At 44.5% G+C, this 18,241-nt stretch carries 16 protein-coding genes and 1 tRNA gene; all 17 read right to left on the bottom strand.

Features of this window, described 5'->3' with window-relative positions; genetic code table 11:
• Positions 1-30 precede the first annotated feature (30 nt).
• Entirely contained in the window at positions 31-4,065 is a 4,035-nt protein-coding gene (gene rpoB / locus K5620_RS18755) for a DNA-directed RNA polymerase subunit beta (protein WP_016404038.1), read from the bottom strand.
• Positions 4,066-4,290: 225 nt separating this feature from the next.
• Positions 4,291-4,656: a 50S ribosomal protein L7/L12 gene (gene rplL / locus K5620_RS18760; protein ID WP_016404039.1), complete on the bottom strand. Its 366-nt coding sequence runs from the start codon at positions 4,654-4,656 to the stop codon at positions 4,291-4,293.
• A 54-nt stretch (positions 4,657-4,710) separates the two neighbouring features.
• The gene (rplJ, locus tag K5620_RS18765) at positions 4,711-5,205 is read right to left on the bottom strand and encodes a 50S ribosomal protein L10 (RefSeq protein ID WP_016404040.1); all 495 of its coding nucleotides are present in this window, start codon (positions 5,203-5,205) and stop codon (positions 4,711-4,713) included.
• A 242-nt stretch (positions 5,206-5,447) separates the two neighbouring features.
• A complete protein-coding gene (gene rplA / locus K5620_RS18770) occupies positions 5,448-6,149 on the bottom strand; it encodes a 50S ribosomal protein L1 (RefSeq protein WP_016404041.1) in 702 nt (233 codons plus the stop codon).
• Between the two features lie 4 nt (positions 6,150-6,153).
• A complete protein-coding gene (rplK, locus tag K5620_RS18775; RefSeq protein ID WP_016404042.1) occupies positions 6,154-6,582 on the bottom strand; it encodes a 50S ribosomal protein L11 in 429 nt (142 codons plus the stop codon).
• Between the two features lie 124 nt (positions 6,583-6,706).
• On the bottom strand, positions 6,707-7,252 hold the full coding sequence (gene nusG / locus K5620_RS18780; RefSeq protein ID WP_016404043.1) for a transcription termination/antitermination protein NusG: 546 nt from the start codon (positions 7,250-7,252) through the stop codon (positions 6,707-6,709).
• A complete protein-coding gene (gene secE, locus K5620_RS18785; RefSeq protein WP_016404044.1) occupies positions 7,252-7,629 on the bottom strand; it encodes a preprotein translocase subunit SecE in 378 nt (125 codons plus the stop codon). The genes nusG and secE overlap by 1 nt, the downstream gene beginning before the upstream one ends.
• Before the next feature lie 54 nt (positions 7,630-7,683).
• A tRNA-Trp gene (locus tag K5620_RS18790) sits at positions 7,684-7,759 on the bottom strand.
• A 186-nt stretch (positions 7,760-7,945) separates the two neighbouring features.
• Complete coding sequence (gene tuf, locus K5620_RS18795; protein ID WP_221077417.1) at positions 7,946-9,130, bottom strand: elongation factor Tu; 1,185 nt, start codon at positions 9,128-9,130, stop codon at positions 7,946-7,948.
• 66 nt (positions 9,131-9,196) lie between these two features.
• Positions 9,197-11,290 (bottom strand): elongation factor G, encoded by a 2,094-nt coding sequence (fusA, locus tag K5620_RS18800; protein WP_016404063.1) that lies wholly within the window; start codon positions 11,288-11,290, stop codon positions 9,197-9,199.
• Positions 11,291-11,366: 76 nt separating this feature from the next.
• Entirely contained in the window at positions 11,367-11,837 is a 471-nt protein-coding gene (gene rpsG, locus K5620_RS18805; protein WP_016404064.1) for a 30S ribosomal protein S7, read from the bottom strand.
• A gap of 94 nt (positions 11,838-11,931) precedes the next feature.
• Complete coding sequence (gene rpsL, locus K5620_RS18810) at positions 11,932-12,306, bottom strand: 30S ribosomal protein S12 (protein WP_016404065.1); 375 nt, start codon at positions 12,304-12,306, stop codon at positions 11,932-11,934.
• Between the two features lie 143 nt (positions 12,307-12,449).
• Entirely contained in the window at positions 12,450-12,725 is a 276-nt protein-coding gene (gene tusB / locus K5620_RS18815; protein ID WP_040307734.1) for a sulfurtransferase complex subunit TusB, read from the bottom strand.
• A gap of 1 nt (position 12,726) precedes the next feature.
• Positions 12,727-13,086, bottom strand: a complete 360-nt coding sequence (tusC, locus tag K5620_RS18820) for a sulfurtransferase complex subunit TusC (protein ID WP_016404067.1) — start codon at positions 13,084-13,086, stop codon at positions 12,727-12,729.
• Entirely contained in the window at positions 13,083-13,472 is a 390-nt protein-coding gene (gene tusD, locus K5620_RS18825; RefSeq protein WP_016404068.1) for a sulfurtransferase complex subunit TusD, read from the bottom strand. Before tusD ends, tusC begins: the two co-directional genes overlap by 4 nt.
• Positions 13,473-13,475: 3 nt before the next feature.
• Entirely contained in the window at positions 13,476-13,859 is a 384-nt protein-coding gene (locus K5620_RS18830) for a RidA family protein (RefSeq protein ID WP_016404069.1), read from the bottom strand.
• Positions 13,860-14,005: 146 nt separating this feature from the next.
• Positions 14,006-18,211 carry a DNA-directed RNA polymerase subunit beta' gene (gene rpoC / locus K5620_RS18835; RefSeq protein WP_221077416.1) on the bottom strand — a complete coding sequence of 1,402 codons (4,206 nt, stop codon included), beginning with the start codon at positions 18,209-18,211 and terminating at the stop codon, positions 14,006-14,008.
• Positions 18,212-18,241 lie beyond the last annotated feature (30 nt).

The following is an 18,241-nucleotide window of genomic DNA, read 5'->3' on the forward strand; positions in this document are numbered from 1 at the left end:
CTTGCTTTTAATTCAGGTGAAGTCCTGTGCTTACAGCTCATCCAACTCAATGTTGATACCAAGAGAGCGAATCTCTTTGAGCAACACGTTGAACGACTCAGGCATTCCTGGCTCCATCTGGTGGTTACCATCAACGATGTTCTTGTACATCTTAGTACGACCGTTAACGTCATCAGATTTAACCGTTAGCATTTCCTGTAGGGTGTAAGCAGCACCGTATGCTTCTAGTGCCCATACTTCCATCTCACCGAAGCGCTGACCACCAAACTGTGCTTTACCACCTAGAGGTTGCTGAGTAACCAAGCTGTAAGAACCAGTAGAACGAGCGTGCATCTTGTCATCAACCAAGTGGTTAAGTTTCAACATGTACATGTAACCAACAGTTACAGGGCGCTCAAATTCTTGACCGGTACGGCCGTCACGTAACACGATTTGACCTGAATCAGGTAAGTCGGCTAAACGTAATAGCTCTTTAATTTCAGCTTCTTTAGCACCATCAAATGCAGGGGTAGCCATTGGCACACCGCCACGTAAGTTCTTGGCTAAAGTCATTACTTCTTCATCAGTGAAGCTAGCAACGTCAACTTTAAGCGCGTCATCACCTACGTTGTACACTTTCTGGATGAAGTCACGCAGTTTATCCATTTCGATTTCACGCTGAACTTTCAGCATTTCATCAATTTTTTCACCAACACCTTTAGCTGCTAGGCCTAAGTGGGTTTCAAGGATCTGACCGATGTTCATCCGCGATGGTACACCTAGTGGGTTCAAGCAGATGTCTACTGGGCGACCAGTTTCGTCATAAGGCATATCTTCACGAGGAACAATGGTAGAAATTACACCTTTGTTACCGTGACGACCAGCCATCTTGTCACCAGGTTGAATACGACGCTTAACTGCTAAGTAAACTTTAACAATCTTCAGTACGCCAGGCGCTAAGTCATCACCTTGGGTGATCTTACGGCGCTTAATGTCGAACTGCTTGTCGAATTCAGCTTTGATTTCGTCGTATTGCGCAGCAATTTGTTCTAGCTGCGTTTGCGCGTCTTCATCGCTTAATGCCGCTTCTAGCCACTCTGCTGGTTGCTGGCGGTCTAAGTCAGCTTCTGACTTACCGGCTGCAATCAATACAGATTTAGCACGAGCAAAGATACCGTCTTCAAGGATCTTGAATTCTTCGGTTAAATCTTTTTTCGCTTCTTTAAGCTGCATAGACTCAATTTCTTGAGCACGCTTGTCTTTTTCTACGCCATCGCGAGTAAAGACTTGAACGTCGATTACGGTACCAAATACAGAGTTAGGTACACGTAGTGATGTATCTTTAACATCAGACGCTTTCTCACCGAAGATGGCACGCAATAGCTTCTCTTCAGGTGTTAATTGTGTTTCACCTTTAGGGGTTACTTTACCCACTAAGATGTCACCTGGCTTAACTTCAGCACCAACGTAAACAATACCTGACTCATCAAGTTTGCTTAGCGCTGATTCACCAACGTTTGGAATATCGGCTGAGATTTCTTCACTGCCAAGCTTAGTATCACGAGCGATACAGCTTAACTCTTGAATGTGAATAGTAGTAAAGCGATCTTCTTTAACTACGTTCTCAGAAATACCGATTGAATCCTCAAAGTTGTAACCATTCCAAGGCATGAACGCTACGCGCATGTTTTGACCCAATGCCAACTCACCTAAGTCAGTTGAAGGACCATCTGCTAGTACGTCGCCTTTAGCTACCAATTCGCCTGATTTAACTACCGGACGTTGGTTGATACAGGTGTTTTGGTTAGAACGGGTGTACTTTGTTAGCGTGTAAATGTCGATACCTGCCTCACCAGGAAGCATCTCGTCTTCATTTACTTTAACTACGATGCGGCTAGCATCTGCGTAGTCAACCGTACCGCCACGTTTCGATACAACAGTTACACCAGAGTCAACCGCTACAGCACGTTCAATACCAGTACCTACCAACGGCTTATCAGCACGCAGTGTTGGTACAGCTTGACGTTGCATGTTAGAACCCATCAATGCACGGTTTGCATCATCGTGTTCTAGGAACGGAATCAACGATGCCGCCACAGAAATAATCTGCTGAGGACTTACGTCCATGTACTGAATTTGGTCAGTAGGCATGTAGGTTGATTCACCCTTGTGGCGACAAGGTACTAAATCTGTTTCAAGTAATTTACCATTTGCGTCGGCTTCAGCGTTTGCCTGAGCGATCACATAAGTGCCTTCATCAATCGCTGATAAGTAATCTACTTCATCAGTGATTTGGCCTTCAATTACTTTGCGGTAAGGGGTTTCTAAGAAACCAAACTCATTAGTGCGAGAGTAAACCGCCAACGAGTTAATCAAACCAATGTTTGGACCTTCCGGCGTTTCAATCGGACATAAACGACCGTAGTGCGTTGGGTGTACATCTCGCACTTCAAAGCCAGCACGTTCACGAGTTAAACCACCTGGGCCTAATGCAGAAACACGACGTTTGTGTGTTACTTCAGAAAGCGGGTTGTTTTGATCCATGAACTGAGACAATTGGCTTGAACCAAAGAACTCTTTAACCGCAGCCGAGATTGGCTTAGCGTTAATTAAGTCTTGTGGCATCAATGCATCAAGGTCACCTAAGCTTAGGCGCTCTTTAACAGCACGCTCTACACGTACTAGACCAACGCGGAATTGGTTTTCAGCCATTTCGCCTACGCTACGAATACGACGGTTACCAAGGTGGTCGATATCATCAACTTCACCACGGCCGTTACGAATTTCGATTAGCGTTTGCATAACCTTAACGATGTCTTCTTTATCAAGTACACCAGCCACTGAACCGTCTTCACGGCCAACACGGCTGTTGAACTTCATACGGCCTACTGTTGACAAGTCGTAACGGTCGCCGTTAAAGAACAAGTTCTCGAACAAGGCTTCTGCTGCGTCTTTTGTTGGTGGCTCACCAGGACGCATCATACGGTAGATTTCAACTAACGCCTCTAGGCGGTTTGTTGAAGAATCAACACGCAAGGTATCAGAGATAAATGAACCATGATCTAAGTCATTGGTATAAATCGTTTTTATCACCGAGTGACCTGCTTGCGAAAGCGCAGCAATTAACTCTAGGTTTAATTCGCTGTTAGCCTCGGCAATAACTTCACCAGTGCTTTCGTCAACATACTCTTCAGCCAATACTTTATCAGCAAGGTACTCAACCGGCACTTCGATTTGCTCAACGCCTGATTTTTCCAGTTGACGAATATGGCGCGCTGTTACACGACGGCCTGCTTCAATCAATACTTCGCCGTTTAGCATAACGTCGAAAGAAACAGTGTCACCACGTAAACGGGCTGGTACTAGCTCCATCATCACCTTACCGTCTTTCAATTCGAAAGCAGTAGAGTCAAAGAAGGTTTCTAGAATCTCTTGCGTGGTCATTTCTAACGCGCGCAAAATAATAGATGCTGGAAGCTTACGACGACGGTCGATACGAACAAACAAGTTGTCTTTAGGATCGAATTCGAAGTCTAACCATGAACCACGGTAAGGAATAACGCGCGCGTTATATAACACTTTACCTGATGAATGTGTTTTACCACGGTCATGATCGTAGAATACACCAGGACTACGGTGTAACTGAGATACGATAACACGCTCTGTACCATTAATTACAAAGGTACCGTTACCTGTCATCAATGGGATTTCACCCATGTATACTTCTTGCTCTTTGATGTCTTTAACCGTGCCAGCCGGAGCCTCACGATCAAACAACACTAAACGCAATTTAACGCGCAAGGGAGCAGAGTAGGTGACTCCACGAATTTGACATTCTTTAACGTCAAAAACCGGCTCGCCAAGACGATAGCTAACATATTGTAGCTCTGAATATCCTGAATAACTGGCAATCGGGAATACACTGCGGAATGCAGCTTCCAGCCCATACTCGCCTTCAGGATCGATCTCTATGAATTTCTCAAAAGAGTCAAGCTGTATTGAAAGCAGGTAAGGCGTGTCCACTACTTGAGGACGTTTTCCAAAGTCCTTACGAATGCGTTTTTTCTCTGTATAAGAGTAAACCATATGGTTCCTCAGCTCGCTGATAAGTGACCCACTCTGTCCGCAAAATCTGGGACAGTTCTTACATACCGTTTGTCATTGTCGAAGAGAATTCCTTCTCTAAGTTTTTTGCTAGACGCACCATCTAAAACGGTGATAAAAAAGACGGCGTCCTACAGCGCAAAAAGGCCGGTGATTAAATAACCACCAGCCATAGCCTATAAAGGCTGCAATCTACTTATAGGTAGATTACTTAAGCTCAACAGAAGCACCAGCTTCTTCAAGAGCAGCTTTAAGAGCTTCAGCTTCTTCTTTCTCAACGCCTTCTTTGATTGCAGCAGGAGCTGAATCAACAAGACCTTTAGCTTCTTTCAGGCCTAGACCTGTAGCGCCACGTACCGCTTTAATAGCAGCAACTTTGTTAGCGCCAGCAGCAGTAAGAATTACGTCGAATTCTGATTGCTCTTCAGCAGCAGCACCAGCGTCACCAGCAACAGCAACAGCTGCAGCAGCAGATACGCCGAACTTCTCTTCCATAGCTTCGATTAGTTCAACAACGTCCATTACTGACATTTCAGCAACAGCTTCGATAATTTGGTCTTTAGTGATAGACATGACTCAAATTCCTAAATTCAATTAAATTTATAAAATAATGTAGCAACAAGCAAATTATGCTGCTTCTGACTCTTTTTGATCGCGTAGTGCGGCCAGAGTGCGAACCAGCTTGCCTGCAGAAGCTTCTTTCATAGTTGCCATTAACTTGGCAATTGCTTCTTCGTAAGTTGGTAGTTTTGCAAGAACGTTTACGTCTGCTAATGCACCTTCAAATGCTGCTGCACGTACTTCAAAGTTGTCTTGCTCTTTAGCGAAGTCTGTAAATAGACGCGCTGCAGCACCTGGGTGCTCATTAGAGAAGGCAATCAAAGTAGGACCAGTGAATGACTCAGTAAGACATTCTAGGTCTGTGCCAGCTACTGCACGACGAGCAAGGGTATTACGTACCACTTGCATAGATACGCCAGCTTCACGTGCTTTAGCACGAAGTGAAGTCATCGCATCTACAGTTACGCCACGTGAATCAGCAACTACTGCAGAAAGTGCACCTTTGGCAGCTTCGTTGACGCCAGCAACAATTTGCTTCTTGTCTTCGAGTCTTAAGGCCATTGGCTTTACTCCTGGATTCCAATACCAGATAAATCTGGTGTTTACTTCCCTCTAAGTCATTAGATTTAGAGGCCTTTACGGTTTGGTTGTCCAGAATAAAAAATTTATTCTTGGGTTTCCTCACCATCTACGTAGGAGATTAAGCTAGAAACTAGCACCTACGGTCTTGGATGAGGGCATAAGCCCTGACCCATAAATACAAAGCGCAAAATGATAGTATAAATTTTGCGCTTTGTAAATGATTAAGCTTGAGTATCTAAAGTAGCTACATCAACAGTTAGACCAGCACCCATAGTGGTTGATAGGCTAACTTTCTTGATGAACTGACCTTTAGATTGAGCAGGTTTTGCTTTTTTAAGAGCAACAACCAATGCTTCAAGGTTCTCTTTAAGCTTGTCAGCATCAAAATCGGCTTTACCAATAGTAGTATGGATAATACCGTTTTTGTCGTTGCGGTAACGAATCTGACCCGCTTTAGCTAGTTTAACTGCATCAGCTACGTTAGGAGTAACTGTACCCACTTTAGGGTTAGGCATTAAACCACGTGGACCTAGGATTTGACCTAGTTGACCAACAACGCGCATTGCATCTGGAGAAGCAATTACTACGTCGAAGTCCATCTCACCTGCTTTAACTTGAGCAGCCAAGTCGTCCATACCAACTACGTCAGCACCAGCTTCAGTAGCGGCTTCGGCGTTAGCACCTTGAGTAAATACAGCAACACGAACGTTACGACCAGTACCGTGTGGTAGTACAGTAGCACCACGAACGTTTTGGTCAGATTTACGTGGGTCAACACCAAGGTTAACCGCTGCATCTACGCTTTCTAGGAACTTAGCTGACGCTAATTCTTTTAGAAGAGCAACAGCTTCGTTTACTGAGTATTCTTTTGTTGAATCAACTTTTTCGTTGATCGCACGCATGCGCTTAGAAAGTTTTGCCATCGTATTAGCCCTCTACAACCAAGCCCATAGAACGGGCAGAACCTTCAATTGAACGAACCATTGCGTCTACGTCAGCACCAGTCATATCTACTGCTTTAGTATTAACAATTTCTTCTAGTTGAGCGCGTGTTACTTTGCCAACTTTTTCTTTGTTTGGAACACCAGAACCAGACTTGATGCCAGCCGCTTTCTTCAATAAGTAAGAAGCAGGTGGAGTTTTGGTTTCAAAAGTGAAAGAACGGTCAGAATAAACAGTAATTACTACTGGTACTGGCGCGCCTTTTTCAATTGAATCTGTTTTCGCGTTGAATGCTTTACAGAATTCCATGATGTTTACACCATGTTGACCTAGAGCAGGACCAACTGGTGGTGACGGGTTTGCGGCACCCGCAGCAACTTGAAGCTTAATATAAGCTTGGACTTTTTTAGCCATTTTAAATTTACCTTATTTTGGGTTCAAACGCCTTTCGCACATGCGATTAGCTTCCCGATAGAACAAAGGGCAGCGGATTATAGTCGATCCCCTGCCCTAAAAACAACTGATTGTTTATTTTTTATCAGCCTTTCTCGATTTGTCCGAATTCTAGCTCTACTGGCGTAGCTCGGCCGAAAATCAATACTGATACTTTTACACGGCTCTTTTCGTAATCCACTTCTTCGATAGTACCGTTGAAGTCGGCGAATGGGCCATCGGTAACACGAACCACTTCGCCTGGTTCGAATAGAGTTTTTGGTCTTGGCTTATCACTGGTTTCATCCAAGCGATCCAAGATAGCTTTCGCTTCTTTATCAGAAATTGGAGCTGGGCGCTCTGCCGTTCCACCAATAAAGCCTAGTACCCGCGGCACACTTTTCACTAAGTGCCAGCTTTCATCGTTTAGATCCATTTGAACCAAAACGTAACCAGGGAAGAACTTGCGCTCACTCTTACGTTTTTGACCAGCGCGCATTTCAACTACTTCTTCAGTCGGTACTAGAATCTCACCAAAAGAATCTTCCATAGAATGGATTTGGATGTACTCTTTTAATGATTTAGATACGCGAGCTTCATAGCCAGAAAAAGCCTGAACCACGTACCAACGCAATTTGCGCTCTTCAGTCATTAGATACCTACCCCTGTTACAAAGGCAACTAGGCGAACCAATATCGCATCTAGGCCCCACAAAATTAGTGACATGAATGCAGTAGCAGCTAATACAATCATGGTAGTTTGAATGGCTTCTTGACGAGTAGGCCAGATAACCTTACGCACTTCCATACGCGACTCTTTAGCAAATTCGAAGGCTTGCTTGCCTTTATTGGTTTGCGATGCAATGCCTAAAGCAGCAATCACGGCAATCACAACACCGATTACACGCACCAAGATCGACATATCTGTATATAGGTAGTTACCTACAACAGCGGCGATTAAAATTAGAGCAGCTAATGCCCATTTTAGGCCATCTAACGACCCACTTTGGTTTTCAGTACTGGTACTCATCAAACAACCTACAAATAATCCCACAAAATCATAAATCCCTTCATATAGGGATAGTGGCAGGGGTGGAGAGATTCGAACTCCCAACATTCGGATTTGGAATCCGACGTTCTGCCATTGGAACTACACCCCTATAGCACGAAGCCCGACATTATAGGCACTTTGTTTCAAGATTGTAACCCTTGAATGTCGAAAAAACGCGACTAGGCAAACAATAAATTGCCCGGGTATTTATAACACCAGAGCAGAACTTAAAGATCTTGCCTTCAAAAACAAAAAAGGCCGCCTAAGCGACCTTTTTTCTGCTGTGCTACTCTTCTTATTCGAAGATTTTAGCTACAACACCCGCACCTACTGTACGGCCACCTTCACGGATTGCGAAGCGTAAACCTTCGTCCATCGCGATTGGGCAAATTAGCTCTACAACAAATTTCAAGTTGTCGCCTGGCATTACCATTTCTACGCCTTCTGGTAACTCTACAGAACCAGTTACGTCAGTTGTACGGAAGTAGAACTGTGGACGGTAGCCTTTGAAGAATGGCGTGTGACGGCCACCTTCGTCTTTGCTTAGTACGTATACTTCAGCTTCGAACTTGGTGTGTGGAGTAATTGAACCAGGTGCTGCCAATACTTGACCACGCTGTACTTCGTCACGCTTAGTACCACGTAGAAGAATACCACAGTTCTCACCAGCACGACCTTCGTCTAGAAGCTTGCGGAACATTTCTACACCAGTACAAGTTGTCTTAGTAGTCTCTTTAACACCTACGATTTCAATTTCTTCTGAAACCTTGATGATACCGCGCTCTACACGACCTGTTACTACCGTACCACGACCTGAAATTGAGAATACATCTTCAATTGGTAGTAGGAATGGCTTGTCGATGTCACGCTCTGGCTCTGGGATGTAAGTATCTAGCGCTTCTGCTAGTTCTACAATTTTTGCTTCCCACGCTTCTTCGCCTTCTAGGGCTTTAAGCGCTGAACCTTGGATTACTGGAATGTCATCACCTGGGAATTCGTATTCAGATAGAAGTTCACGTACTTCCATTTCTACTAATTCTAGAAGCTCTTCGTCGTCTACCATGTCACATTTGTTCATGAATACGATGATGTAAGGTACACCAACCTGACGAGAAAGTAGGATGTGCTCACGTGTTTGTGGCATTGGGCCATCTGTAGAAGCTACTACTAGGATAGCGCCGTCCATCTGTGCTGCACCAGTGATCATGTTTTTAACGTAATCGGCGTGTCCAGGACAGTCTACGTGTGCGTAGTGACGAGTTGGAGTGTCGTACTCTACGTGTGAAGTAGAAATGGTGATACCGCGCTCGCGCTCTTCTGGAGCGTTATCGATTGCTGCGAAATCTTTAGCTTCACCACCGTATACTTTTGCAAGTACGTTGGTAATAGCTGCTGTTAGAGTTGTTTTACCGTGGTCAACGTGGCCAATTGTACCAACGTTTACGTGCGGTTTTGAACGTTCAAATTTTTCTTTAGACACGATATGTACCTTCTTTTCCATTCCAATCTGCCTCACCCGAGACAGACCAATCATAGTTGAATTAGTTTACTTTGCTTCAACAATAGCATCAGCAACATTTTTCGGCGCTTCGTTGTACTCTAGGAATTCCATAGAGTAAGAGGCTCGCCCCTGAGTTGCCGAACGTAGATCTGTAGCATAGCCGAACATTGCAGACAGCGGCACTTTAGACTTAACAATCTTTAAGCCCGCAGCCCCATCGTCCATGCCTTCAATTATGCCACGACGACGATTCAAGTCACCCACTACATCCCCCATCCAATCTTCAGGGGTTGTAACTTCTACTTTCATCATCGGCTCGAGCAGTACTGGATCAGCGTCCAATGCACCTTTCTTAAAGCCCATTGCACCGGCAATTTTAAACGCCATTTCGTTAGAGTCAACATCGTGGAATGATCCATCGAATAAGGTGACCTTAACATCAAGTAGCGGATAGCCAGCCAATACACCCTGATCCATCTGCTCTTTACAGCCTTTATCAACAGCTGGGATGTATTCTTTTGGAACAACACCACCAACAATCTCGTTGACAAATTCGTAACCAGCACCTGGCTCTAGAGGTTCCATACGCAACCAAACATGACCGTATTGACCACGACCACCCGATTGACGTACAAACTTTCCTTCCACTTCAACTTGCTTGCGAATTGCTTCGCGATAAGCAACTTGAGGTTTACCTACATTACAATCAACGCTAAATTCGCGCTTCATGCGATCTACGATGATATCTAAGTGTAACTCACCCATACCAGAGATAAGGGTTTGTCCAGATTCTTCGTTAGTTTCTACGCGGAACGATGGATCCTCGGCAGCCAACTTACCTAAAGCTACGCCCATTTTTTCTTGGTCAGCTTTGGTTCGAGGCTCTACGGCAATCTGAATTACCGGCTCAGGGAATTCCATACGCTCAAGAATCACTTTACGATTCATATCACATAAAGTGTCACCCGTGGTTACGTCTTTAAGACCAATCGCAGCGGCGATATCACCAGCACGAACTTCTTTGATCTCTTTACGATCATTTGAGTGCATTTGCACCATACGACCTAAACGTTCACGTTTTTGTTTAACCGAGTTATACACCGCAGTGCCGGTTTCAACCGTCCCCGAATAAACACGCATAAAGGTAAGTGTACCCACAAATGGGTCGGTGGCAATTTTAAACGCAAGAGCCGCAAACGGCGCGTCGTCATCTGCCGGACAAGCAACTTCATTGTCCTTTTCGTCTGTACCTTTAATTGCTTCAACGTGGTTTGGAGCAGGCAAGTATTCTACAACCGCGTCAAGCACTGCTTGAACACCTTTGTTTTTAAATGCACTACCACAAGTCGCTAGCACGATCTCATTGTTTAGGGTGCGCTTACGCAAACCAAACTTAATCTCGGCTTCAGTCAACTCGCCTTCTTCAAGATATTTATCCATTAATTCATCGGTAGCTTCTGCAGCAGCTTCAACGAGTTCTTCGTGTAAAGCCTCTGCACGCTCTACCAAATGAGCAGGAATATCTTCGTAATTGAAGGTGGTACCTTGGTCTGCTTCGTTCCAGTTAATGGCCTTCATTTTGATCAGGTCAATAACACCAACAAATTCGTCCTCAGCGCCTATGTTCAACTGAATAGGTACACAGTTGGCACCTAAGCGATCACGGATTTGATCAATTACTCGTTCAAAGTCTGCACCAGCTCTATCCATTTTGTTCACGAATACCATTCGCGGAACAGAATATTTGTCAGCTTGGCGCCACACTGTTTCTGATTGAGGTTCAACACCAGATGAACCACAAAATACAACAACTGCACCATCTAATACACGCAATGAACGTTCAACTTCAATAGTAAAGTCAACGTGTCCAGGGGTATCGATGATATTAATACGGTGTTCGTCGTACTGGGCGTTCATACCACGCCAAAAGGTGGTAGTAGCCGCAGAGGTGATGGTAATACCGCGTTCTTGTTCTTGCTCCATCCAGTCCATGGTGGCTGCGCCATCATGCACCTCACCTATTTTGTGAGATAGACCGGTGTAGAAAAGGACACGTTCTGTAGTTGTTGTTTTGCCAGCGTCAACATGAGCAACAATACCAATGTTACGGTAGCGCTCAATTGGAGTTGTACGAGCCATTGTTATCCTCTTGCTAAGGAGTAATCCTTAGTCTCACATAGAAAGTAGCGCAGCTGCTAAGCAGCTGCGCAACCAATTACCAGCGGTAATGTGCAAACGCTTTGTTTGCGTCGGCCATACGGTGAACGTCTTCACGTTTCTTAACCGCAGAACCTTTGTTTTCAGCTGCGTCTAGGATTTCACCCGCTAGACGTAAAGCCATAGATTTTTCACCACGTTTACGTGCTGCATCTACCATCCAACGCATACCTAGAGTGTTACGACGTACTGGACGTACTTCAACAGGTACTTGGTAAGTAGAACCACCTACACGGCGAGATTTAACCTCTACCGATGGGCGCACGTTTTCAAGAGCAACTTCAAAAATTTCTTGGTGAGACTTGCCTGATTTATCAGCAGCAGCGTCTAATGCACCATATACAATCTTTTCTGAAATTGATTTTTTACCATCAACCATTACTACGTTGATGAACTTAGCCAGTAGTTCTGATCCGAACTTAGGATCTGGCAAGATTTTGCGTTGACCGATCACTCGACGTCTTGGCATTTTAATATCTCCGGTTTGCTTCAGGTTTCCCCAAAACGAATTTTAAAAAAATTTCGCTATAACTAAATGTTTGGCCTTACTTAACGGAGAGCCGTTATGACTTAGGACGTTTAGCGCCGTACTTTGAACGTCCTTGACGACGATCACTTACGCCAGCACAGTCTAATGCGCCGCGTACGGTGTGATAACGCACACCTGGTAAATCTTTAACACGACCACCGCGAATCAAAATTACGCTGTGCTCTTGTAGGTTGTGACCTTCACCACCGATGTAAGAAGTCACTTCGAATCCGTTAGTTAAACGAACACGAGCTACTTTACGTAGTGCTGAGTTTGGTTTCTTTGGTGTGGTGGTATATACACGAGTACATACACCACGACGTTGTGGACACGCAGCTAGTGCTGGTACGTTGCTTTTAGCAACCTTACTTGCACGTGGCTTGCGAACCAACTGGTTAATCGTTGCCATTCGAAATAGCTCCTGAAATTACATTTAAACATGTGAAAAAATCTACCCCAATTTTGGGGAGGCGAAATTTTATGCGCTTGCAGGTAAAGAGTCAAGGCTTGCAATGATCACAAGCTTGATATTTTTGATGAATGGGAGCTGAGTTACCAAGTCATAGAGGGCGTGTGTTGTTCGGTTAACATTACCAAATCTTGGTAATCGATCAGTACGCTATCGCAGACTTCAATACCCCGAGCCCTCACATCGGCACTTAACACAGAGACTCTAGCGCTTTGTGCAAGTACCGTTAAACGCGTGTCATCACGCAGCCATGAGTAAACAGCATCTTCGATGAGTACTAGATGCCCACCGTTTTCAAGCTGAGCAAGGCAGCGTTCGTAAGGGTCACTTGCATAAGGATGTCGCATAATATGTAGCATGCTAAAATCTCAATATTGCATGAGCATGACAGCATTCTGAATAGAACTGTTTTGCTTGTTTAACTCTAACGCTAATAGCAAGTTGTTCTAAAGAAAGGCCACGTTCTTTTAATGATTGTTGATCAACGTAGATCTCTTCAACGTCGTAAAGATCCAACAAACCATAGGTAGGAAGCACATCTCGTTGCTTAATGTTAGTGGGGTTTTGCCCCTTCAATAACTGATAAACCCCATCGCCCTCAAAATAGGCGACAATATCTTCCGATACGGCAGAGGCAGCAAGTGCAGCATCCAGTGTTTCTCGTGCTAAAGAGTTGCCGTGTGGTGCGTGACTAAATACAAACACTAATGATTTGCTCATAGATGCACCACTCTATCGCTACTTAACATCGCAGTAGCCATTTCGGCTAAACCAGACATATTAAACTCGTTGTGCATATTCGCCGGCAATTGATTTACTGCTGCTTCTTCCTGACCAATAACTCCTCTGCGGTAGGCAGCTGCACTGCATACAAGAAGCGAACACGCAGATGCTTTTTTTATATCGAGCCAGTGCTGATGAATATTTACTTCATCACTTGCTGGTAGCGAAGTAGACAGGCCATTACTCACCCCATCTAGATAAAAGAATACCGTTTTTATCTGATGGCCAGCTTCAATCAAAGCATTGGCAAAGTTAAGCGCCGAAGCACTTCCCTGCTTGCCATACAAGGGGCTAGTAACAACCAGAGTATAGGTAAGGCTCATAAACTACTTAATATGCGCAATAGCTTCTACTTCTACCAACACATCTTTAGGTAAACGCGCTACTTCTACACATGAACGCGCAGGTGCACTTTCTGGGAAGTAACTCGCGTAAACATCATTAAAGGCAACAAAATTAGCCATATCACTTAGAAAGCAGGTAGTTTTAAACACTGTTGAAGCATCTGCACCAGCAGCAGCTAATACCGCCATTAGATTCTCCATTACTTGTTTTGTTTGCTCGCTTATTCCTCCTTCCACGATCTCCATCGATTCAGGATCTAACGGGATTTGGCCTGAAGTAAAGACCAATTCGTCAATTTTAGTTGCTTGAGAATATGGGCCAATTGCAGCTGGAGCCGCTTCTGTCGATACAATTTGTTTGCTCATAAAATGCTCTGGATTTTGTTGTTTTTAAAAATGGAGTCTGTGACGAACGCTAACACTTGTCAAATATTTTGCAGAGGGATAGTTAAAGCGAAGACATTAAAAAAGGCAGCCAATGGCTGCCTTTTTTATCTTAGTAGAGTCAGCTACTACTCTGTTTCGCCACCAGGGGCTGCATTTAGTAGAGCTGCTAAGTTATCAGCTGCTTCATCTGCAGTAATTGGAGCTGGCGCTTCAGTTTGATTGCGACGATTCTCGTGGTAGGCATAACCAGTACCAGCAGGAATCAAGCGACCAACAATAACGTTCTCTTTAAGACCGCGTAGTTCGTCCTGTTTTCCACCCACTGCTGCTTCGGTAAGCACGCGAGTAGTTTCTTGGAACGAAGCCGCAGAAATAAACGACTCTGTAGATAGTGACGCCTTAGTAATACCTAGTAACTCACGACGGTATACCGCAGGACGTTTGCCTTCAGCTTCTAATTGACGATTCTCAATATTCACACGGGCAACTTCAGCTTGCTCACCTAGCAAGAAGCTAGAATCACCAGCATCTAGAATCAAACACTTACGAAGCATTTGACGCACGATAGTTTCAATGTGTTTATCGTTAATCTTCACACCTTGTAAACGGTATACGTCTTGTACTTCGTTTACGATGTAGTTAGAAACAGGGCTAATGCCACGTAAACGTAAAATGTCATGTGGTGATTCTGGACCATCGGCAATTACTTCACCTTTAGCAACTTTCTCACCTTCAAACACGTTTAGATTACGCCACTTAGGAATCATTTCTTCGTAAGCATCGCCTTCAGCAGGAGTAATCACCAAGCGGCGCTTACCTTTGGTTTCTTTACCGAAACTAATAGTACCGGTAATTTCTGCCAAAATAGCTGGCTCTTTAGGCTGACGAGCTTCGAACAAGTCGGCTACGCGAGGTAGACCACCGGTAATATCTTTAGTACCGCTTGATTCTTGTGGGATACGAGCAATTGCATCACCAACACCTACTTCAGCATTATCTTCTAAGTTTACAATCGCTTTTGCAGACAAGAAGTACTGAGCTGGAATATCAGTACCGGCAATAAGTACGTCGTTACCAGAACCGTCAACCAATTTCACCATTGGACGCATTTCTTTACCAGCGCCAGGGCGCTCGTTAGGGTCCATAACGTGAATACTAGAAAGACCAGTTAGTTCATCAGTTTGACGGCTAACAGTTACGCCTTCAACCATGTCGATGAACTTAACGCGACCCGGTACTTCAGTAATAATTGGGTGTGTATGTGGGTCCCAGTTAGCAACTGTGTCGCCAGAGGTAACCGCACCACCGTCTACTACTTCAAGTATTGCACCGTATTGAAGCTTGTGGCTTTCTTTGGTTTGACCCATTTCATCAATAATGGTCAATTCAGTAGAACGAGAGGTTACAACTAACTTGCCTTCGCTGTTAGTTACTACTTTAGCGTTGTGTAGCTTAATAGTACCTGCGTTCTTAACTTGAATGCTGTTCTCTGCTGCCGCACGCGATGCCGCACCACCAATGTGGAAGGTACGCATGGTAAGCTGAGTACCTGGCTCACCAATTGATTGAGCTGCAACTACACCAACCGCTTCACCGCGACCAACCAAGTGGCCACGAGCTAGGTCACGACCATAACAAAGAGCACAAACACCAAAGTCGTTAGCACAGCTAATTACTGAGCGTACTTTAACGGTATCCACTGAGTTCTCTTCAAGAAGGTCACACAGTTTCTCGTCAAGTAGTGTTTTGTCTTTAAGCAGTACTTCGTTCTCAGTACCAGGCTTAATTACATCGCCTACTAGAACACGACCAAGAACACGCTCACGTAATGGCTCAACAACATCACCCCCCTCAATGTGAGGCGTCATGATAATACCGTCTTCGGTACCACAGTCAGTTTCGGTAACAACCAAATCCTGGGCAACATCTACTAGACGACGTGTTAAGTAACCAGAGTTAGCAGTCTTCAATGCGGTATCGGCCAAACCTTTACGCGCACCGTGGGTTGAGATGAAGTACTGAAGTACGTTCAAACCTTCACGGAAGTTAGCCACAATCGGCGTTTCGATAATCGAACCATCCGGTTTAGCCATCAAGCCACGCATACCAGCTAGCTGACGAATCTGTGCAGCACTACCACGTGCGCCAGAGTCGGCCATCATAAAGATGCTGTTGAATGAGTCTTGACTCTCTTCTTCGCCATCTTTGTTGATAACTGTTTCAGTAGACAAGTTGTCCATCATCGCTTTCGATACTTTTTCGTTAGCCGAAGCCCAAATATCGATTACTTTGTTGTAACGCTCGCCTGCGGTTACCAAACCAGCTAGGAACTGCTCTTGAATTTCGCTTACTTCGTCACTGGCTTCTTCCACGATGTCTTTCTTAGCATCAGGGATAACCATGTCGTTAATACCTACAGAGGCACCAGACAAGGTTGCGTAATGGAAACCGGTGTACATTAATTGGTCAGCAAAAATAACTGAGTGCTTAAGACCTAGTTTACGGTAACAGGTGTTTAGCAATCCTGAGATTTGCTTCTTACCCATTGACTGGTTAACTAAATCAAATGGCAAACCTTTAGGTACAATTAACCATAAAATGGCACGACCAATGGTAGTTTGCTTAATCTCAGTTTTTTCGATTTTAGAGCCGTCTTCAGCTACAACAACCTCAGTAATACGTACGTTTACACGTGCGTGAATACTGGCTTGTTTAGCGCGGTATAACTTCTCAGCCTCTTTAGGGCCAGAAAGGTACATACCTTCACCTTCAGCGTTAACACGTTCACGAGTCATGTAGTACAGACCCAATACAACGTCTTGCGAAGGAACGATAATAGGCTCACCGTTAGCTGGTGATAGTACGTTGTTGGTCGACATCATCAACGAACGTGCTTCTAACTGTGCTTCTAAGGTCAACGGTACGTGTACCGCCATTTGGTCACCATCGAAGTCGGCGTTATAAGCCGCACACACTAGCGGGTGTAATTGAATTGCTTTACCTTCAATTAGCACAGGCTCAAAGGCTTGAATACCCAAACGGTGCAAGGTTGGTGCACGGTTAAGTAATACTGGGTGTTCGCGGATAACTTCTTCAAGAATATCCCACACTTCACCGCCTTCGCGCTCAACCATTTTCTTAGCAGCTTTAATTGTAGTCGCAAGACCACGCAGCTCTAGCTTGCCATAGATGAATGGTTTGAATAGCTCAAGTGCCATTTTCTTAGGAAGACCACACTGGTGTAGACGCAGTGTTGGACCAACGGTAATTACCGAACGACCTGAGTAATCTACACGCTTACCTAGCAAGTTCTGACGGAAACGACCTTGCTTACCTTTGATCATATCGGCCAAAGATTTAAGCGGACGCTTGTTAGAACCAGTAATAGCACGACCACGACGACCATTGTCTAACAAGGCATCAACTGCTTCTTGCAGCATACGCTTTTCGTTACGCACAATAATGTCTGGAGCAGCTAGGTCTAATAGACGCTTCAAACGGTTGTTACGGTTGATTACACGACGGTATAAATCGTTCAAATCAGACGTAGCAAAACGGCCGCCATCTAGTGGTACTAGTGGGCGCAAATCTGGTGGAAGAACCGGTAATACGGTCATAATCATCCACTCAGGTTTGTTACCTGAATCGCGGAACGCTTCCATAAGCTTAAGACGCTTAGTGGTCTTCTTACGCTTAGTTTCAGAGTTAGTAGTTTGTAACTCTTCGCGCATTACTTCGATTTCTTGGTCAAGCTCTAAATGACGCAATAAAGCTAATACAGCTTCAGCGCCCATTTTAGCTTCAAACTCGTCACCGTACTCTTCAAGTGAATCCAAGTAAGTTTCTTCGGTAAGCATTTGACCGCGCTCTAAGCTGGTCATGCCAGGCTCAGTCACAACAAATGATTCGAAGTAAAGCACTCGTTCAATATCACGTAAAGTCATATCTAGTAATAAACCAATACGCGATGGTAATGATTTTAAGAACCAGATGTGCGCTACAGGAGAAGCTAATTCGATATGACCCATTCGATCACGACGAACTTTAGATTGGGTAACTTCTACGCCACACTTCTCACAAATAACACCACGGTGTTTCAAACGTTTGTATTTACCACACAAACATTCGTAATCTTTTACTGGGCCAAAAATACGGGCACAGAATAAACCGTCACGCTCAGGCTTAAAAGTACGATAGTTAATCGTCTCTGGTTTCTTCACCTCACCAAACGACCAACTGCGGATCTGGTCTGGTGAAGCTAGGCCAATTTTAATGCCTTCAAACTCTTCGGTCTTGCTTTGTTGCTTAAGAAACTTAAGTAAATCTTTCACGTTTCTCTCCAGGTTGGAGTTAAACCTGGG

The sequence above is a fragment of the Agarivorans albus genome, assembly GCF_019670105.1.
Taxonomy (GTDB): domain Bacteria; phylum Pseudomonadota; class Gammaproteobacteria; order Enterobacterales; family Celerinatantimonadaceae; genus Agarivorans; species Agarivorans albus.